At 65.3% G+C, this 17,466-nt stretch carries 19 protein-coding genes; 12 read left to right on the top strand and 7 right to left on the bottom strand.

The genetic code is table 11. From position 1 onward, the window contains the following. Positions 1–36 precede the first annotated feature (36 nt). From yjgA to LMJ30_RS20145, 5 genes are read left to right on the top strand one after another with little or no spacing between them, the layout of a single operon-like run. Positions 37–645, top strand: a complete 609-nt coding sequence (yjgA, locus tag LMJ30_RS20165; protein ID WP_229434355.1) for a ribosome biogenesis factor YjgA — start codon at positions 37–39, stop codon at positions 643–645. Between the two features lies 1 nt (position 646). Further along, a complete protein-coding gene (gene mog / locus LMJ30_RS20160) occupies positions 647–1,264 on the top strand; it encodes a molybdopterin adenylyltransferase (RefSeq protein ID WP_229434354.1) in 618 nt (205 codons plus the stop codon). Beyond that, positions 1,261–1,929 carry an alpha/beta hydrolase gene (locus LMJ30_RS20155; RefSeq protein ID WP_229434353.1) on the top strand — a complete coding sequence of 223 codons (669 nt, stop codon included), beginning with the start codon at positions 1,261–1,263 and terminating at the stop codon, positions 1,927–1,929. The genes mog and LMJ30_RS20155 overlap by 4 nt, the downstream gene beginning before the upstream one ends. Before the next feature lie 16 nt (positions 1,930–1,945). Further along, complete coding sequence (locus LMJ30_RS20150; protein ID WP_229434352.1) at positions 1,946–2,212, top strand: hypothetical protein; 267 nt, start codon at positions 1,946–1,948, stop codon at positions 2,210–2,212. 16 nt (positions 2,213–2,228) lie between these two features. Then, positions 2,229–2,432 (top strand): hypothetical protein, encoded by a 204-nt coding sequence (locus tag LMJ30_RS20145; protein WP_229434351.1) that lies wholly within the window; start codon positions 2,229–2,231, stop codon positions 2,430–2,432. On the opposite strand, the gene LMJ30_RS20140 is transcribed toward LMJ30_RS20145, so the two are convergent. Next, positions 2,429–2,992: a carboxymuconolactone decarboxylase family protein gene (locus tag LMJ30_RS20140; RefSeq protein ID WP_229434350.1), complete on the bottom strand. Its 564-nt coding sequence runs from the start codon at positions 2,990–2,992 to the stop codon at positions 2,429–2,431. The two genes, LMJ30_RS20145 and LMJ30_RS20140, sit on opposite strands and share 4 nt — an antisense overlap. A gap of 120 nt (positions 2,993–3,112) precedes the next feature. Here LMJ30_RS20140 and LMJ30_RS20135 point away from each other — a divergent pair, with 120 nt between their 5' ends. Further along, complete coding sequence (locus LMJ30_RS20135; RefSeq protein ID WP_229434349.1) at positions 3,113–4,438, top strand: aspartate aminotransferase family protein; 1,326 nt, start codon at positions 3,113–3,115, stop codon at positions 4,436–4,438. 134 nt (positions 4,439–4,572) lie between these two features. Here LMJ30_RS20135 and LMJ30_RS20130 read toward each other — a convergent pair whose 3' ends face one another. From LMJ30_RS20130 to LMJ30_RS20120, 3 genes are read right to left on the bottom strand one after another with little or no spacing between them, the layout of a single operon-like run. Further along, the gene (locus tag LMJ30_RS20130; RefSeq protein WP_229434348.1) at positions 4,573–5,424 is read right to left on the bottom strand and encodes a fumarylacetoacetate hydrolase family protein; all 852 of its coding nucleotides are present in this window, start codon (positions 5,422–5,424) and stop codon (positions 4,573–4,575) included. Between the two features lie 7 nt (positions 5,425–5,431). Then, the gene (locus LMJ30_RS20125) at positions 5,432–6,547 is read right to left on the bottom strand and encodes an AI-2E family transporter (protein ID WP_229434347.1); all 1,116 of its coding nucleotides are present in this window, start codon (positions 6,545–6,547) and stop codon (positions 5,432–5,434) included. Positions 6,548–6,551: 4 nt separating this feature from the next. Continuing rightward, the gene (locus LMJ30_RS20120; protein ID WP_229434346.1) at positions 6,552–7,421 is read right to left on the bottom strand and encodes a c-type cytochrome; all 870 of its coding nucleotides are present in this window, start codon (positions 7,419–7,421) and stop codon (positions 6,552–6,554) included. Between the two features lie 78 nt (positions 7,422–7,499). Between LMJ30_RS20120 and LMJ30_RS20115 the strand changes: the two genes are divergently transcribed. The 4 genes from LMJ30_RS20115 to LMJ30_RS20100 are packed head-to-tail and all read left to right on the top strand — an operon-like array spanning position 7,500 to position 11,654. Beyond that, positions 7,500–7,883, top strand: a complete 384-nt coding sequence (locus LMJ30_RS20115; RefSeq protein WP_229434345.1) for a c-type cytochrome — start codon at positions 7,500–7,502, stop codon at positions 7,881–7,883. Further along, a complete protein-coding gene (locus LMJ30_RS20110; RefSeq protein ID WP_229434344.1) occupies positions 7,880–8,809 on the top strand; it encodes a cytochrome c oxidase subunit II in 930 nt (309 codons plus the stop codon). The genes LMJ30_RS20115 and LMJ30_RS20110 overlap by 4 nt, the downstream gene beginning before the upstream one ends. Continuing rightward, positions 8,806–11,319 (top strand): cytochrome c oxidase subunit I, encoded by a 2,514-nt coding sequence (gene ctaD / locus LMJ30_RS20105; RefSeq protein WP_229434343.1) that lies wholly within the window; start codon positions 8,806–8,808, stop codon positions 11,317–11,319. Before LMJ30_RS20110 ends, ctaD begins: the two co-directional genes overlap by 4 nt. Continuing rightward, on the top strand, positions 11,316–11,654 hold the full coding sequence (locus tag LMJ30_RS20100) for a hypothetical protein (protein WP_229434342.1): 339 nt from the start codon (positions 11,316–11,318) through the stop codon (positions 11,652–11,654). The genes ctaD and LMJ30_RS20100 overlap by 4 nt, the downstream gene beginning before the upstream one ends. Here LMJ30_RS20100 and LMJ30_RS20095 read toward each other — a convergent pair. Further along, positions 11,590–12,876: an MFS transporter gene (locus LMJ30_RS20095; protein WP_229434341.1), complete on the bottom strand. Its 1,287-nt coding sequence runs from the start codon at positions 12,874–12,876 to the stop codon at positions 11,590–11,592. The genes LMJ30_RS20100 and LMJ30_RS20095 overlap by 65 nt on opposite strands. A 16-nt stretch (positions 12,877–12,892) precedes the next feature. Beyond that, positions 12,893–14,296, bottom strand: coding sequence for a KamA family radical SAM protein (locus tag LMJ30_RS20090; RefSeq protein WP_229434340.1), 1,404 nt, complete (start codon positions 14,294–14,296; stop codon positions 12,893–12,895). A 290-nt stretch (positions 14,297–14,586) separates the two neighbouring features. Between LMJ30_RS20090 and LMJ30_RS20085 the strand changes: the two genes are divergently transcribed. Next, positions 14,587–15,042, top strand: a complete 456-nt coding sequence (locus LMJ30_RS20085) for a cache domain-containing protein (RefSeq protein ID WP_229434339.1) — start codon at positions 14,587–14,589, stop codon at positions 15,040–15,042. A gap of 53 nt (positions 15,043–15,095) precedes the next feature. Continuing rightward, complete coding sequence (locus LMJ30_RS20080; RefSeq protein WP_229434338.1) at positions 15,096–16,793, top strand: methyl-accepting chemotaxis protein; 1,698 nt, start codon at positions 15,096–15,098, stop codon at positions 16,791–16,793. Here the strand turns inward: LMJ30_RS20080 and LMJ30_RS20075 are convergent. Continuing rightward, positions 16,790–17,362: a DNA-3-methyladenine glycosylase gene (locus tag LMJ30_RS20075; protein WP_229434337.1), complete on the bottom strand. Its 573-nt coding sequence runs from the start codon at positions 17,360–17,362 to the stop codon at positions 16,790–16,792. The genes LMJ30_RS20080 and LMJ30_RS20075 overlap by 4 nt on opposite strands. Positions 17,363–17,466: the final 104 nt, after the last annotated feature.

Below are 17,466 nucleotides of genomic sequence, written 5' to 3'. Positions count from 1 at the left end.
TACCGGGAGGCCGTGCGCCTGCCGGAATTCCCTATCATGCCAAATCCAAACCGCGGTGCCTGCGGGTTCCAGTCCAACGAGTTCGAACAAGAGTACGAACGCCCATCGAAATCTGAGCTCAAGCGCCAGATGAACGACCTCCAGAAGCTCGGTGAAGAACTGGTGGCCGAGCCGCGCGACCGGGTCAAGCGCGTGCCGATGCCCGAGGACGTCAAGGACGCGATTCTGATGTGCCAGACCATCACCAACCACGAAGGCCGGCGCCGCCAGATGCAGTTCGTCGGCAAAAAAATGCGCACGCTGGACGAGGAAGAAGTGGCTGTCATCCGCCGCACGATCGACAGCTGGAAAGGCATGTCGAAGGCCGATACCGCCTTCCTGCACGCGATGGAACGCCGCCGCGACAAGCTGCTGGCCGACGACAACGCGCTGACCGTGCTGATGGGCGAGCATCCCGAACTCGACGTGCAGCAGCTGCGCACCCTGATCCGCAACGCGCGCAAGGAGCAGGCCGAGAACAAGCCGCCGAAAGCCTACCGCGAGATCTTCCAGATCCTCAAGGACCTGTCCAAGAAGGGCGCAGCGGCCAAGCCGGACGACGACGACGAAGACTACATCACCGATGAAGACCCGGAAGACGACTGACATGGATATGCTGGTCATCGGCCTGGTGTCGGTATCGGACCGCGCGAGCGGGGGCGTGTATGAAGACAAGGGTATTCCGGCGCTGTCGGACTGGCTGGCGCACGCCCTTACCACGCCCTACCGCATCGAGCCGCGCCTGATCCCGGACGAACGCGAACAGATCGAAAAGACGCTGGTCGAGCTGGTCGACAGCGCGCGCTGCCACATGGTGCTGACGACTGGCGGCACCGGGCCTGCGCGGCGCGACGTGACGCCGGAAGCCACGCTGGCTGTCGGCACCAAGGAGATGCCGGGCTTTGGCGAGCAAATGCGCCAGGTCAGCCTGCAGTTCGTGCCGACCGCGATCTTGTCGCGCCAGGTGGCCGTGATCCGCGAAACGCACGACCACGCGGCCCTGATCATGAACCTGCCGGGCCAGCCGAAGGCCATCAAGGAAACGCTGGAAGGCCTGAAGGACGCGGACGGCAAGCAGCTGGTCGCCGGCATCTTCGCCGCGGTCCCCTACTGCCTCGACCTGATCGGCGCCCCTTACATCGAAACCGACCCTGCGGTATGCAAGGCATGGCGCCCGAAGACAGCGCAGCGCCCGCCCGCAGCTGCGAAAGACAACGCGCAATGAACCAACTGCTCGACAATATCGAAATCGAAACCGCACCGAATCCGCAGGTTGCGGTGATCTGGATGCACGGCCTGGGCGCCGACGGCAATGACTTCGTCCCGCTGGTGAAGGAGCTCGACCTGACCGGACTGCCGGGCATCCGCTTCATCTTCCCGCATGCGAAGACGATGCCGGTAACGATCAATAACGGCTACGTGATGCGCGCCTGGTACGACATCATCGGCACCGACATCGCGCGGCGCGAAGACGAAGCCGGCCTGCGTTCGTCGCAGGTCGAAATCGAAGCGTTGATCGCGCGCGAAAAGGCGCGCGGCATCCCGGCCGAACGCATCATCCTGGCGGGCTTCTCGCAAGGCTGCGCGATGACCCTGCAGACCGGCCTGCGCCACGATGAAAAGCTGGCGGGCCTCCTGTGCCTGTCGGGCTACGTGCCGCTGGCCGACAAGATCTCGAACGAACGCAGTGAAGCCAGCCTGAAGACCCCGATCTTCCTGGTCCACGGCACCCACGACGGCGTGATTCCCGTCGCCCGCGCCCACCAGTCGCGCGACCTGCTCAAAGCCCTGGGCTACCAGGTCGAGTGGCACGAGTACATGATGCAGCATTCGCTGTGTCTTGAAGAAGTTAACGACATCAGCGCCTGGCTAAAAAAAGTCCTGGCCTGAGCATAGAAAGCAGCAAATGAAAAAAACCGGAATGGCAAAGAGCGACGCCAAAAAATTGATGGGCAAGATGAGCGCTCCCGGGGCCGCCGGTTTTGGCAATGCCGATGCAGCAGTGGTCGACCGGCGCGAGCAGCGCAAGCGCGACCAGGCGCTTGGCCTGGTGCCGTTTGCCGTCAAGTTGAACGGCGACCTGGTCCAGCAGATCCACGCGCTGGCAAAAGAGCGCGGCGCCGACCTCAATGAGACGGTCGCCGAACTCCTCGCCAAGGGCCTCGCGGCCTGACCTACAGGAGGACAGCATGGCAAAGAAGAAAAACGAGGAACTCGACGAAGAGACGATGGCGCTGATTAACTGGTGCATCGAAGTCGAAGGATTCCTGGTGGCCGGCGGCGCGACCGTTGAACAAGCCCAGGAACACATCGAAGAACAGATCGAGTGGTTCACCGACCAGTTCTACGACGGCCTCACTCCCGAAGAGGCGGCGAAAGAAGCGCTGGCCTAGACGCGCTGGGGCAGGACAGCCGCAGGCGACGGCGGCGCCGCAGTCTGCGCGGCATTCATCACCATCGCGAGGAAGGTGTAGTAGCCGTTAATCGCCATCAGGTCGACCACCCCGCGCTCCCCAAACAGCGCCAGCGCACGCGCATAGGTGGCGTCCGACACCCGCTTGTCGCGGTTCAGCTCCAGCGAAAAATCGTGGACCGCCGCTTCCTCATCCGTCATGTTTTCCGGCCTTCTGCCATGCGCGACGTCGTCGATGGCGGCCGCGCCGATGTCCGACTGCGCCGCGATCGGCGCGTGGATCGCCCACTCGACCTGCTGGTCCCACTGGCGTGCCGTCACCAGGATGGCCAGCTCCGACAGCTTGGTGCCGATGGCGCTGCGGTAGCGCAGGTACTCGCCCATGCGCTGCGCATGGCCCGCCAGCTCTGGGCTGCGCAGCAGCGGCACGAACGGCCCGTACACCGCGCCGCGCGGGCCGTCGATGATGGCCTGCGCCGCAGCCTGCTGGGCGGTCGTCATGTGCCACGCGTCGATGGGGCCGAGCCGGTCCTGCGTCATGGGCGACTTTCACTGTGGTAGTGGAAAAATATTCGCATAGCTTCGGGGAAAAATCAAAAGAATCGCCCCGGTTCAAGATTATTGTCATTCATCAACCATCTTCTTTGCATGAGGGTCCCGATGAGCCACATCATTCACCGCAATCTCCGCCACGCGCCGCCCGTGGCTGTTAGTGCCGAAGGCATGCTGGTGCGCGACAGCCGCGGCAGTACCTACATCGACGCCAGCGGCGGCGCCGCCGTGTCCTCGCTGGGGCACGCCCATCCCGCCGTGATCGAAGCGATGCACCGCCAGATCGACACCATCGCCTACGCGCACACGGCGTTCTTCACCACCGAGGTGGCCGAGGAGCTGGCGGCGCGGCTGGTGGCCGGCGCCCCGCAGGGCTTGTCGGAGGTGTACTTCGTGTCGGGCGGATCGGAGGCGATGGAGACCGCGATGAAGCTGGCGCGCCAATACGCCGTCGAAAGCGGCGAAACCCAGCGCAGCGTGTTCATCGCGCGGCGCCAGAGCTATCACGGCAACACGCTGGGCGCGCTGGCCGTCGGCGGCAACGAGTGGCGCCGCAAGCCGTTCGCGCCGCTGCTGATGGACGTGCCGCGCGTGGCCCCGTGCTACGAATACCGCGACCGCAAGCCCGGCCAGACCCAGGGCGACTATACCGCGTCGCTGCTGCAGGAACTGGAGGGGGCGATCCTCGACGCCGGCCCGGAAAACGTCATCGCGTTCTGCGCCGAACCGGTGGTGGGCGCCACCGGTGGCGCCATACCGCCAACGCCCGGCTACTTCCGCGGCGTGCGCGCGATCTGCGACAAGTACGGGGTGCTGCTCCTCGCCGACGAAGTCATGTGCGGGATGGGCCGCACAGGCAGCATGTATTCGATCGAGCAGGACGGCGTGGCGCCGGACATCGTGACCGTGGCCAAGGGACTGGGCGCGGGCTATCAGCCGATCGGGGCGGTGCTGGCGCAGGGATGGCTGGTCGACCGGCTGCGGCGCGGCAGTGGCATCTTCCAGCACGGGCATACCTACATCGGGCATCCGGTGGCCGCGGCGGCGGCGCTGGCGGTGCAGAAGGTCATCGAGCAGGAAGACCTGCTGGCGGCGGTTCGCATGCGCGGCGCGTCGATGATGGCGATGCTGCACAACGCCTTCGGGCGCAATGAGCACGTGGGCGACATCCGCGGACGCGGCCTGCTGCTGGCGCTGGAGCTGGTGCAGGACCGCGAAACCAAACAACCGTTTTCCCCGGAGCGCAGGCTGCATGCGGCGATCAAGTCGCAGGCGATGGCGCACGGGTTGATGGTGTATCCGATGGGAGGAACGATCGATGGGCAGCATGGCGACCATATCCTCCTTGCGCCGCCGTTTATTGCGACCGACGCGGATCTGGCGGAGATTGTTTCGCGCCTGGTGGACGCAGTTAACGCAGCGCTGAGGGTTTAGACCCGCACCTCCCGGTGCCTTCTTGGTCGGATAAGGTCAGCGACGTAGGGCGGATAAGCGGAGCGCATCCGCGTGCAAGCGCTACGTTAACGCCGCCACGCGGATGCGGCCTTCGGCCTTATCCGCCCTACGGGTTATGGCTTTTCGAACGCGACCACTTCCTGCTGCTGCTCGCCCAGGCCGGGAATCCCCAGCCTGATCTTGTCGCCGCGCTTGAGGAAGCGCTGCGGCTTGCGCGCCATGCCGACGCCTGGCGGCGTGCCGGTCGCGATCAGGTCGCCCGGCTCCAGCGTCATGTAGCGCGACAGGTAGCTGACCAGCTGCGCCACCGTGAAGATCATCGTGCCGGTATTCCCGGTCTGCATGCGCTTGCCGTTCACTTCCAGGTACAGGTCCAGGTCCTGCTCGTCGAAGATCTCGTCGCGCGTCACCAGCCACGGCCCCACCGGCCCGAAGGTGTCGCAGCCCTTGCCCTTGTCCCACTGCGGCCCGGCTTCAAACTGGTACGCGCGCTCAGACACATCGTTGACCACGCAGTAACCGGCCACATACTTGAGCGCGTCGGCTTCGCTGACATACTGCGCGCGTGTGCCGATCACCACGCCCAGCTCCACTTCCCAGTCGGTCTTCTTGGACCCTGGCGGCAGCATCACCGGATCGTCCGGCCCCGACAGGCAACTGGTCGCCTTCATGAACACGATCGGTTCCTTCGGCTCGGGCAGGCCGGTTTCGGCGGCGTGGTCCGAGTAGTTAAGGCCGATGCCGATAAACTTGCCGATGCCCCGCACCGGTACGCCGAAGCGCGGGTTGCCGCGAACCAGCGGCAGCGTCTTGTAGTCGGCCTTGGCGAGCTTGCGCAGCGCCTTGTCGGACAAGACCGAAGCGTCGATATCGTCGACAAGCGAGGACAGGTCGCGCAGGCGGCCTTCATCGTCGAGCATGCCGGGCTTCTCTTTGCCCGGGCGGCCGTAACGCACTAATTTCATCTGTTACCTATTTTTTTTGGTCGCTAAGTTCGCTGGGTGTCATCACGTTATCACCCAGCACGTCCTGCACGTAGAGCATCGAGACCAGCACCGCCAGCACCGCGGTCAGCGGCGTCGCCAGCGCCACGCCGGCCAACCCGAACAGGGCGCCAAGCAGCACCTGCATGGTGATCGTCAGCGCCGGCGGTAGCGCCACCGTCTTTTTCTCGACCAGCGGCTGCAGCAGGTAGCCTTCGGCCAGCTGGATGAATACGAACAGGCCGACAGTGTACAGCGCCAGCTGCGGACTGATGGTCAGGGCGATCAGCACGCCAGGTACGCCTGCCATCAGCGGGCCAAGGTAGGGGATGAAATCGAGCAGCCCGGCGATGATGCCGAGGATGAGCGCGAGCGGCACTCCAAGCAGCGTCAGGCCGATGGCGGTGGCCGCGCCGACCAGCAGCATCGAGCACATTTTCCCGAACAGCCACTTGGACAGCGTCAGGCCGATTTCATCGAGCACTTCGCGGGCGCGGGCGCGCTTGTCCTTGGGGACCAGGGTGACGATGCCGTTAATGTAGAGGAAAGGCTGGGCCGCAAAGTAGATGCCGACGAAGGTGATGATCAGGACATTCCCAAGCGCGCCGAACACGCCCGAGAAGAACAGGCCGGCGCGCGGCAGCATGTCGCCAAGGGTGGAGCGCATCTGCTCCGCGGAAGGCATCCCGCCCAGTATGCTTTCGAGGAAGTCGTAGCGCTTGAGCGACTGCTGCAGCTGTTCGATCGACTTGGGCACCATTGCGGCCATCCGGTCGGCCTGCTCGGAGATGGCGGGGGCCATCAGCCAGCCGCCTCCGCCAATCACGACCAGCAAAATGATCACGACGATGCCCAGCGCAACCTGGCGCGGAAGCGGCAGGTGCCTGGCAAGCCTGCGGCTTGCGTCATACAACAGCACGGCGAACAGGATGCAGGCAAAGATCAGCAGCAGCGCGTCGGCTGCAAACCACATCGCAGCCAGTACCAGGATGAATACCAGTCCGAGGCCATCGACCAGCGCGACCCGGTGCAGGAATTTTCGCTCGCTGGCCTCCTGGCGCTGCTGTTCGGAGCCGGCCGCGGCGCGATTGTCTTGATCGTTCATGTTTTTATTGGCGGGTTAACAAGTAAGCGGCCATGTCGCGCGCGTCCCTTTCGGTCACGCCCAGCACGGGCATTGGGGTGTGCGGATCGATGCTGTGCGGGTCGCGGATCCAGCGCACCAGGTTATCCCGCGTGTTTGGCAGCGTGCCGGCGATGTACTTGCGCTCTGCCAGGCCATCGAGCGAACGCCCGACGTACACCCGCGGCCCGGTCACGCCGGGAATGATGTGGCACGACTGGCAGGCATATTGGGCCAAGGCGATGCGTCCGCGCCCGGCGTCCGGCGGCAGCGATGCGCCCGCGGCGAGCGATACCGAAGGCGCCGTGCTTTTGGACGTGATGTCGCGATAGGCGGCCGGCGTCAGCGTCGGCAGGTGCTGCATGAATCCGACCACTGCCCATAGCTCGTCGTCGGCCAGGTGGAACTCCCAGGCCGGCATGCCGCTCATCTTGATGCCGTGCCGGGTAATCCAGTAAAGCTCGGCCGGTGTCCAGCGCCGCGCGGCGTCGACCAGCGGGCCGGGGACCGGCTGCATCGCCTGTCCGTGGTCCGACTGCGCGAAGCCCGGGGCGCCGTGGCACTGCGCGCACTTGTCGCGGTAGACGATGGCGCCGGCCGCAATACGCTGGGGCGCCACCAGCCCGGCCGGCACGCGGATGTCGCGCGAGCGGTACTCGACCGATTCGCGCATGCCCTGCTCCAGCACGTCGTGTACAGGCTGCATATGCAGCGCCGTCGCGCCGATGTTGTACCAGCCCGCCTTGAACACGATGTAGCCGCCCGCCGCCGCCAGCATGCCAGCCACGAGCAAGGTCGCGGCGGCGGTTTTGAGGATGAGGCGGGTGCGGTTTGAGGGCATGTTCAGGGTGGGCAATAGCGCGTTCTATTGAAAAAATGCCATTATTTTTTTCTTGTATTATATATATCCATCAGGCTTTCGCAGGATCCAACCGTGCGCGTGTTTTCGATGTTGAACGCCAGGCCGCTACTTGCCGCCGTATGCCTTCTCGCCCTTGCCGCGTGCGGTAAACAGGGCGACGCCCCGCGCATCGCCGGCGGCGACGCCAAGGTCGGCAAGCAGCTGGTCGAGCAGTACCAGTGCGGTTCCTGCCACGCGATTCCCGACGTTCCCGCTGCGCGCGGCACCACCGGCCCCGCGCTGGAGGGATTCGGGCGGCGCAGCTACGTGGCCGGACGCTTCCCCAACAATGCCGACGCGCTCACGCGCTGGCTGGTCAACCCGCCCGCGATGAAGCCGGGCACGCTGATGCCCGACCTGGGCGTTTCCCCCGACGACGCGCGCCACATGGCCGCTTTCCTGTACACGCTCCGATGACGGGCCAGCTGCAGTCGGTACTGCACCCGGCCGGGCCGGACGCGGTCATCATCAGCCAGTTCGCCTGGGTGATGTTTGGCGCCGGCGCCCTGATCTTCATCGGCGTGATGGTGCTGCTGGCCCTGGGCGTCAAGCGCGCGCCGCGCGAGGTGCGGCCGCTGCGCTGGATTGCCGGCGCCGGCATCGTGTTCCCTCTGGTGGTGCTGTCCGCACTGCTGGCGTGGAGCACCTGGCGCAGCGCGCAGCTGACGCCGCAGTCGTCGAAGGCGTCGCTGGTCATCTCGGTGACCGCCAAGATGTGGTGGTGGGAGGTGCGCTACCACGACCCCAAAACCGGCCGCGAGATCATTTCGGCCAATGAGATACGCATCCCCGCCGGCCGCGACGTCTATGTGGCGCTGACCGCCACCGACGTCATTCACAGCCTGTGGGTGCCCGCGCTGGCGGGCAAGCGCGACATGGTGCCGGGCCGGATGACCGGGCTGACCCTGCGCGCCGACAAGCCGGGCGTCTACCGCGGACAGTGCGCCGAATACTGCGGCGCCCAGCATGCGCGCATGGCGCTGCACGTGGTGGCCGAAACCCCGGCGGCGTTCGACACGTGGCTGGCGCGCGAGCGCCAGGACGCCGCGCCTCCAACCGGCGCATTCCTGGAGCGCGGGCGCCAGGCTTTCATCGGCCAGCGCTGCGCGGCCTGCCATACCATCCGCGGGGTGGCAGGAGACGCGCGCCTCGGGCCAGACCTGACCCACGTCGGCAGCCGCCTGCATATCGTTGCCGGCACCTTGCGCAACCACCGCGGCACGCTGGCCGGCTGGATCGCCGACCCGCAATCCATCAAGCCCGGGGCGCGCATGCCTGCCGCAAACGATATCGACGGCGAGACGCTGCGCGCGCTCGCCGCTTACCTTGAGCACCTGAAATGACCAGTACCGACCACCAGAACCTGCCCAGCTCCTTGCCGCGTCCAGAGGGCGAACTGGAACGCCTGGAAGCGGTCTGGAAAACGCCGACCGGCTGGCGCTTCTTCTCCAGCGTGAACAACACCAACATCGGCCTGCTGTACATCGGCACCGCGCTGCTGTTCTTCGTATTGGCCGGCATCCTTGGCTTGATGATGCGCGCCCAGCTCGCGGTGCCGGACAACACCCTGCTCAGCGCCGGCACCTACAACCAGGTGTTCACCATGCACGGCACGGTGATGATGTTCCTGTTTGCGATCCCGGTCGTGGAGGCGCTGGCGGTCTACCTGCTGCCCAACATGCTGGGCGCGCGCGACCTGCCCTTCCCGCGCCTGTCCGCCTACGCGTACTGGGCCTATGCGATTGGCGGGCTGGCCTTCTTCTGCACGCTGTTTGTCGGCCTGGCGCCGGACGGCGGCTGGTTCATGTACCCGCCGCTGACCGGTATGGAGTACTCGCCCGGGCTCAATGCCGACTTCTGGCTGCTGGGGATCGGCTTCATCGAAATCTCGGCGATCGCCGGCGCCATCGAGCTTATCGTCGGCATCCTGTTCACGCGCGCGCCGGGCATGACCTTGTCGCGCATGCCGGTGTACGCGTGGGCCATGCTGGTGGTCGGCGTGATGATCGTGTTCGCCTTCCCCGCCATCATCGCCGGCACCGCGCTGCTGGAAATGGAGCGCGCCTTCGACTGGCCGTTCTTCATCGCGGACCGCGGCGGCGACCCGATCCTGTGGCAGCACCTGTTCTGGTTCTTCGGCCACCCGGAGGTGTACATCATCTTCCTGCCCGCCGCCGGCATGGTCTCGACGATGATCCCGACCATCGCCAGCACGCCGCTGGTGGGCCGCCGCTCGATTATCGTGGCGCTGGTGGCGGTCGGTTTCTTCAGCTTTGCGCTGTGGGCCCACCACATGTTCACCGCAGGCCTGGGCGTGATGGAGATGAGTTTCGTGTCGGCCGCCAGCATGGCAGTCGCGGTACCGACCGGCATCCAGGTGTTCGCCTGGATCGCGACACTCTGGCGCGGCAAGGTGCGGGTCAACGCGCCGACGCTGTTCCTCCTTGGCTTCATGTTCATTTTCGTGCTCGGCGGCCTGACCGGGGTGATGGTGGCAGTGCTGCCCTTCGACTGGCAGGTCCACGACACCTACTTCATCGTCGCGCACCTGCACTACGTCCTCATTGGCGGCATGGTGTTCCCGGTGTTTGCGGGGCTGTACTACTGGCTCCCGCTGATCAACGGCAACCAGATGTCGGAGCGCGTGGCGCGCTGGGTATTCGGCCTGATGTTCGGCGGCTTCAACATTTCCTTCTTCACCATGCACATCACCGGGCTGCTCGGCATGCCGCGCCGGGTCTACACGTACGACGCGGCGCTTGGATGGAATGCGCTGAACATGGTCTCGACGGTGGGCGCCTTCATCCTTGCCGCCGGCGTGCTGCTGTTTATCGTCGACCTGATGCGCACCTTGCGCAAGCCGGAAAAACACGTCGGCAATCCGTGGAATGCGCCGACGCTCGAATGGCTGCCGTCGGAAGACTATGGAAACCGCAGCATCCCGACCGTGACCAGCAACGATCCGCTGTGGGAACAGCCCTCGCTGTCGCCCGAAGTCGAGGCGGGCCAGCACTACCTGCCGTTCACCGCCACCGGGCGCCGCGAGACCATCGCCACCAGCCCTGTGGCGGCAGAGCCGCGCTACCTGATGATCCTCCCGGGCGACAGTTGGTGGCCGGTGATTGCGGCGGCGGGCACTGCGGGATTCTTCCTGCTGCTGACCATTAAGATGATCCTCATTGCGTGGATCTGCGGGATCACCGCGGTGGTGGCCACCATGGTGTGGCTGTGGCAGCTGGACCGCCAGCCGCCGATGGCGCAGACCAAGGTGTCCGATACGCTGGTGCTGCCGGTCGGCGCCACCGGCGCGGCTTCGCAGTCGTGGTGGGGCACGATGATCATGCTGGTGGTCGATGCAACCATCTTCGCGTCTTTCGTGTTCGCCTACATCCATATCTCAATGCGCCTGAATGTCTGCCCGCCACCCGGGGCGGCGCTGCCCGAGCCTTTGTGGCCGCTGCTGTCGTGCGGCCTGTTGGTGGCCGGTTCGGCGTTGATCGCCCTGTCCAAGCGCTTTATCGGGCGCTGGCCAATGCCGTTGCTGGTGCTGGCGGCGCTGGCGTGCGTGGCCGCGGCATTCGGCTTCGACCTGAACGGATACCGCCTGGCGGACCTGGACCCGAAGGAGCACGCGTGGAGCGCGGCGATTGCCGCCATCGTTTCCTACCAGGGGCTGCACGTGGTCGTGCTGGCGCTGTCCGGGCTGTTCCTCGCCGCGCGCGGATGGTGCGGCTACGTCAACCAGTCAAGCCGCGCCACGATCGACAACGTCGCACTGATCTGGCACTACACGACCCTGCAAGGCATCGCCGCGGCAGCCGCCATCCATTTCGTTCCGATGGTGATGGGATGAACATGCGCGACCGCTTCTTCGTGCGCGCGCTGCACGGCACCTTGCCGCTGCTGGTGTGGGCCCTGCATTTCTTCGCCAGCTACGCGCTGGTGGCGGCCCAGTGCAGCCCGGCCGTCATCACGCGCGAGGCGCCCAGCGTATGGATGCTGGCCTTGCTGTCGGCGGCGGCGGCGGGGTGTTGCGGCCTGCTGCTGTGGCGCGCGTGGCTCAGGGTGCGCGCGGCCGACGGCGAGCCGGCGCTGCACGACTGGGCGGCGCTCGGATCGGGCATCATGGGGTTGATGGGAGTCGTATGGACAAGCCTGCCGCTGCTGATGCTGGACGGCTGCGCCTGAGCGCGAACGACAACAGGCCAGGCAGCTGGAGCAGCACCAGCACCCCGAACGCCACCCGGTAGGCGGTGGCGGGATAGTGGCCGAGGTGGTTGGGCTCCCACAGGCCGACCAGCAGGCCGAAGCCCGCCTGCACCACGAACGCGCCGACAAAGATCAGCAGGTTCAGGCAGGTGGCCGCGCGGCCCGTCAGCGATTTGGGCATGCTCTGGGCGACAATCGCGTATTCGATCCCGGTGATCGTACCGATCAGCGTGAACAGCACCGACAGCAGCTGGAAGCTGGGCTTCCAGTTGCACACGATCGCCACCTGCACCGCGATAAACAAGGCGATGCCGATGCCCGCGACATCGAGCGGCTTGACGCCGCGCTTGCCCGCCCATTCGGTGATCATGCCGACCGCGATGGCGCCAAAGATGACCGCCGCCATCGACAGGTAAAGCAGGTAGACCACGGCGTGATCGGGAAACCGCGCGACGTCGCTCAGCCAGCGACCGATCCATAAGCCCTGGATGCCGAAGAAAACCGCATGCGGGATCAGGATCAGGGAGATCGTCTTGCGAAACGCGGGATCGCGGTAGACGGCGGCAATCGACGCGATGACCGGCACATCGGACTTCGCCTTGGGCGCCTGCGCAAGGCGCGGGGTGGCGGACCAGATCAGGAAAGCGGTACAGGCCAGCAGCAGTGCAAGGATCACAAACAGGCCGCGCCAGTCCATGTAGTGCAGCGCCGCGCGCACCGGCGCGGTGGCCGACGCGGCGCCCAGCCCGCCGATGGCGATCAGGAAGCCCTGGACCGATGGCAGCCGCGCGGGATCGATCCATGTGGAGATGGCCTTGACCGCCGCCATGAAGCAGCCGCCAAGCCCGAAGCCGATCACGGTGCGGGCCAGCATCAGTTCAAGGAAGCTGTCACCAGACGCAAACATCAGCGCGCCCGCGGCAGCCACCGCCAGCAGCACCAGCTGCACCTTGCGCGGGCCGTAGCGGTCCAGCGCGATCCCCACCGGCAGCTGCACCAGCGCGAACGACACGAAGAACGCGCTGGTGAGCAGCCCAAGCTGTGCGGGGCTTAAGGCGAGCGAGGCGACCAGGTCGGGCGCCAGCACCGCGTTCACGGTGCGCAGCAGCGCCGACAGGTAGTGCCCTGATGCGAACGGCAGGAACACATAAAAGAAGACTTCCCTGCCGCTCAGGCGTAATGCTGGCTGGCCGGCGTTCATGGTCGCAGCCCTGCCCTCAAGCCGCGGTGTGGGCGTTTTCGCAGCTCTTGCCCTGGGCGCGCTGGGCCACCGAGATCGGTATCACCTTGGCCTGCGGCGCGCGGTGGCCGTCGTCGTCCTCGGTCTCGAAGAAGAACTTCTGCTTGCCGAAGGCCGGCACCAGGTGGTCGAGCCAGGTCGCGTTGGGGTCGAACTTGGCGAAGAAGGGTTTGCGTACCCAGTCCGGATTGCGGGCCTGGAGGAACTGCAGCGCAAACAGCTTCTCGCCGTTGATGTTGACCACGCCGTCGATGGCGACCTTGCCGGGGAATGCGCTCATCGACGGGCCGCGCACCGTGCGCGACAGGCCCGACACCATCTGGTAGGCAGCCTGGAAGATCTCGTGGGCGCGCGCCAGCGGCAGCGAGAAGTATTCGCTCGGGCCGGTATCGCGCTCGACGAACATGTAGTACGGGATGGCGCCCAGGCGCACGCCGGTGGTCCACAGCTCGGCCCAGCTCGTGGGATCTTCATTGATGTGGCGGATCAGCGGGCCTTGCATGCGCAGGGTGGCGCCGGTCGACACGATACGCTTGACGGCGCGCTGGGCGATCTCGCTGCGCAGCTCCACCGCATGGCTGTAATGGCCCATGATCGCCAGGTTCTTGCCTGCCTTGACGACGCGCTCGAACAAACGCAGCAGGTCGTCGGAGTCCTTGTCGCTCACAAAACGCTGCGGCCAGTAAGCGACCGACTTGGTGCCGAGGCGGATGTTCTGGATGTGCGCCAGTTCCGGCGCCAGCAGCGGTTCGATGAACTCGGTCAGCGAGCGGGTGTTCATGATCAAGGGGTCGCCGCCGGTGATCAGGACATCGGTGACGTCCGGATGGGTCTTCAGGTAGGACACCAGCTCGGTGGTTTCGCGGGCGTCGAACTTCATGTCGTCCATGCCGACGAACTGCGGCCAGCGGAAGCAAAAGGTGCAGTAGGCGTGGCAGGTCTGGCCCGAGCTGGGGAAGAACAGCACGGTCTCCTTGTACTTGTGCTGCAGGCCCTTGAGCGGCGTGTCGTTCACGCGCGGGACGTTGTGGGTCATCTGGCCGGCCGGGTGCGGGTTCATGCGCATGCGGATCGCGTGCACCTGCTTCGCAATCGCGGCGTCGTCCTTGTTGAACAGCACCAGGTCGCGCAGGGTTTCGTATTCGTCGGCGTGCAGCATGTCGCGGTGCGGGAAAACCAGGCGGTAGATCGGATCGTCGGGAATGTTCGACCAGTCGATCAGCTGTTCCATCACGTATTCGTTGGCGCGGAAAGGCAGCACATGCGACACCACCTGCACGGCTTCCTGCAAGTCGGCCGGCATCCATTGCCACTGGCGCGCCTGGCTGATGGTCTGGCGGGTATAGGGCTTGAACTTCGCTGGCACGTTTTCGGTAGTCACGACAGTCTCCTGTTCTGGAAAAATCGGATCGGGGTATTCCTACAAAGCTAAGGAATTACCGGCAGAGATGTCATCTTAGGCTTGCCGTGCGGAATGCAATTGCCATGCGTCAATTGAACGACGGGAAGATTTCCAAGCGGAACAAATGCCGTGAAGGAATTGATATATCTCCTTGCGCTGCGCGGTGTGCGCCGCTTGCGGTAGCGCAAATCGGCCCTCGAATGGGCGCGTAAATTACCCAATGCACCTAAGCAATATTTAACCAGCGCATCAACCGAGAGGAAACCACCATGAAACTGCTAGTCAGCGCCACCGCCCTGTCCTTCGTCCTCGCCGCCGGCGCCGCCGTCGCCGCCGAACCAACCGAAAAAGACGCGATCGCCATGGTTGAACGGGGCGTCGCCCTGGTCAAGTCCAAGGGCAAGGACGAGATGATCAAGAAGATCAACGCCAAGGATCCGGACTTCGTCCAGGGCTCGCTGTACATCGACATGCGCGACGCCAAGACCGGCATCGTGCTGGCCCACCCGATCAACCAGTCGATCGTCGGCAAGGACCTGACCGACGTGCCCGATGCGACCGGCAAGAAGTACCGCCGCGAGATCATCGAGCTGGCCGCCAAGTCGAACAAGGGCTGGGTCGACTATCACTACAAGAATCCGACCAGCGGCAAGATCGAGCCGAAGACCACTTACATCCAGCTGGTCGATGGCGTGGTGCTGGAAGCAGGCATCTACAAGAAGTAAACAGCAAGCGCGGGCGGCCTGGCCGCCCGCTTAACGATCTGCCGGGGGTATGCATGCTGAACAAACTGCGAATTGGCCCGAAGCTGCTGCTTGCCCCGGGCCTGGTACTGGCCTTGCTGATGCTGCTGTCGGCAGCCGCTTATTACGGGATGGTGCGCCAGAACGCATCGCTGGAAAACATGGTGCAGGTGCGCGCCGCGCGGCTGAAAGCGGCGGCCGATGTGTCGGGCGACGCCAAGTACGCACACGCCAACATCTACCAGCTGCTGGCCTGGATCAATGGCAGCTTCGCCAAGAACCGCCTCGACGCGCTGACCGCCGACATCGGCAAGAAGCACGCCACCATCAAGGCGCAGCTTGGCGCGATGGCCGGCGTGTCCGACCCCGCCGAACGCAAGCTGGTCGATGCCTCGGCCAAGGCGCTGGAAGCCTACCGCAAGAGCGTCGCCGAAACCATCGAACTGGCCCAGGTCGACCAGTCGATCGCGACCAACTCGATGCAAAAAGCGGAAAAAGAATTCGGTGTCCTCAACGCCAACCTGGCGCAGCTGGCCACCCTTGAAAAGACCCTGAGCGAAGCTGCTTATGCGGCGGCCAAAAGCGAGTTCCGCACCTTCGGCATAACCCTCGCGGTGCTGGTGCTGCTGTCGATCGGCCTGTCGCTGCTGGTGACGATGCTGGTGCGCCGCGCGATGCTGACGGACATACGCGCGATCTCGGACGTGGTGTCGGAACTGGCCGAAGGCCGCCTGAGCGCGGGCGTCGGCAGCAAAGGCCGCGACGAGATCGCCGACACCTCGCGCGCGCTTGACCATACCATCGCCAACCTGAACCAGGCCTTGCGCACCGTGCTCACATCGGTTCGCTCGATCGACACGGCGTCGCAGGAAATCGCCACCGGCAACCTCGACCTGTCGAGCCGCACCGAGATGCAGGCCGGCTCGCTGGAAGAAACGGCCAGCGCCATGGAGAGCCTGACGCTGGCGGTGAAGGAGAACGCCAACAATGCGCGCATGGCCAACGAACTGGCGGCAAGCGCAGCCAGCCTCGCGGCCGACGGCGGCAAGGCGGTGGACCGCGCTGTGACGACGATGGAACGGATCAAGGCCAGCTCGCGCAAGATCGTCGAGATCATCGGCGTCATCGACGGCATCTCGTTCCAGACCAATATCCTGGCCCTGAATGCCGCCGTCGAAGCGGCGCGCGCCGGCGAACAGGGGCGCGGCTTCGCGGTGGTGGCGGCTGAGGTGCGTACGCTGGCGCAGCGCTCGGCCGCGGCGGCAAAAGAGATCAAGGCGCTGATTGCGGACTCGGTGGCGATCATCGACGGCGGCAGCGCCTCGGTCAACGAGGCCGGCAGCAGCATGGGCCACATCGTGGCCTCGGTGCGCCAGGTGAACGAGATCATCGAGCGCATCAGCGTGGCCAGCTCGCAGCAGGCCGAAGGCATCGCCGAAGTGAATAACGCGGTGGGCCAGATGGACGACATGACGCAGCAGAACGCGGCGCTGGTCGAACAGGCGGCAGCCGCCGCGGCCAGCCTGCACGAACAAACCGTGATGCTGGCCGAGGCGGTTGCGGTGTTCAAGATTGACGAAGGCAGCGGCGCTTCGCAAGCCGGCGCCGACGGATCGGGCTTCCATCACCCCGGCGAGCGGCGCGCCTCCACCAGCCCGATGCGAGGCGGGCCTCCTGCCAGCCTTGGCGTCAATCCTTCGGTGGCGGAACGGGCCGCGCGGGGCGCGACCTAGCCAGTGCGGAACGGCTTGCTGACAAAACGCGAACCGGCAAGCCCGAAGCGCCAGGGCACCTCCATCGCCTTCGAGATGCCGATGCGCGGACCGGCCACCAGTTCGATCGCGTCTTCCGGCGCCAGCAGCTCGAACGGCGGCGCCGCCAGCGACGCGCCGTTCAGCGCGCGCGTGACGCCGAGCGCCTGGCACAGCTTGCCGGGCCCAGAGCAGAGCAGGCGCGCATCGTCCACCCCGCGCCGCTCGCGCATGACGTCCAGCCCCACCAGCGGTTCCAGTGCGCGCAGCAGCACCCCGGCGCCGTGCCCGTGTTCGCGGCAGACGAAATTCAGGCACCAGTGAATGCCGTACGAGCGGTACACGTAGGCGTGCGCCGGTTCGCCGAACATCGCGCCATTGCGCTCCGTCGGTCCCGAGTAGGCGTGCGAGGCAGGATCCTCGCGGTCGTACGCCTCGGTTTCGACGATGCGCCCGCCGACGCCATTGACCAGCACCACGGTGCCGATCAGTTGTTGCGCCACCTCATGGGCGGGCGCGTGAAAGTCGATTCCAGCGAGAATAGTCTTCATGCAAGAATTTTATATTGATATCGCCTGTGCACCCCGTACAGTCCGATTTGCCACAGATTGCGATTGCCGAGATGCAACGAATTATGCATTCGTTTATGATTGAG

It is taken from the genome of Massilia agrisoli, assembly GCF_020831365.1.
Taxonomy (GTDB): Bacteria; Pseudomonadota; Gammaproteobacteria; order Burkholderiales; family Burkholderiaceae_D; genus Telluria_A; species Telluria_A agrisoli.
The sequence above is the reverse complement of the archived record's forward strand: the minus strand, read 5'-3'. Positions and strand labels throughout refer to the sequence as shown.

Excerpts from the sequence above, each read along its gene's own strand:
- ctaD (WP_229434343.1), top strand. The coding sequence starts at position 8,806 with ATGACCAGTACCGACCACCAGAACCTGCCCAGCTCCTTGCCGCGTCCA.
- LMJ30_RS20080 (WP_229434338.1), top strand. The coding sequence starts at position 15,096 with ATGCTGAACAAACTGCGAATTGGCCCGAAGCTGCTGCTTGCCCCGGGC.
- yjgA (WP_229434355.1), top strand. The coding sequence starts at position 37 with ATGCCAAATCCAAACCGCGGTGCCTGCGGGTTCCAGTCCAACGAGTTC.
- LMJ30_RS20155 (WP_229434353.1), top strand. The coding sequence starts at position 1,261 with ATGAACCAACTGCTCGACAATATCGAAATCGAAACCGCACCGAATCCG.
- LMJ30_RS20145 (WP_229434351.1), top strand. The coding sequence starts at position 2,229 with ATGGCAAAGAAGAAAAACGAGGAACTCGACGAAGAGACGATGGCGCTG.
- LMJ30_RS20130 (WP_229434348.1), bottom strand. The coding sequence starts at position 5,424 with ATGAAATTAGTGCGTTACGGCCGCCCGGGCAAAGAGAAGCCCGGCATG.
- mog (WP_229434354.1), top strand. The coding sequence starts at position 647 with ATGGATATGCTGGTCATCGGCCTGGTGTCGGTATCGGACCGCGCGAGC.
- LMJ30_RS20150 (WP_229434352.1), top strand. The coding sequence starts at position 1,946 with ATGAAAAAAACCGGAATGGCAAAGAGCGACGCCAAAAAATTGATGGGC.
- LMJ30_RS20075 (WP_229434337.1), bottom strand. The coding sequence starts at position 17,362 with ATGAAGACTATTCTCGCTGGAATCGACTTTCACGCGCCCGCCCATGAG.
- LMJ30_RS20100 (WP_229434342.1), top strand. The coding sequence starts at position 11,316 with ATGAACATGCGCGACCGCTTCTTCGTGCGCGCGCTGCACGGCACCTTG.
- LMJ30_RS20135 (WP_229434349.1), top strand. The coding sequence starts at position 3,113 with ATGAGCCACATCATTCACCGCAATCTCCGCCACGCGCCGCCCGTGGCT.
- LMJ30_RS20095 (WP_229434341.1), bottom strand. The coding sequence starts at position 12,876 with ATGAACGCCGGCCAGCCAGCATTACGCCTGAGCGGCAGGGAAGTCTTC.
- LMJ30_RS20085 (WP_229434339.1), top strand. The coding sequence starts at position 14,587 with ATGAAACTGCTAGTCAGCGCCACCGCCCTGTCCTTCGTCCTCGCCGCC.
- LMJ30_RS20110 (WP_229434344.1), top strand. The coding sequence starts at position 7,880 with ATGACGGGCCAGCTGCAGTCGGTACTGCACCCGGCCGGGCCGGACGCG.
- LMJ30_RS20140 (WP_229434350.1), bottom strand. The coding sequence starts at position 2,992 with ATGACGCAGGACCGGCTCGGCCCCATCGACGCGTGGCACATGACGACC.
- LMJ30_RS20125 (WP_229434347.1), bottom strand. The coding sequence starts at position 6,547 with ATGAACGATCAAGACAATCGCGCCGCGGCCGGCTCCGAACAGCAGCGC.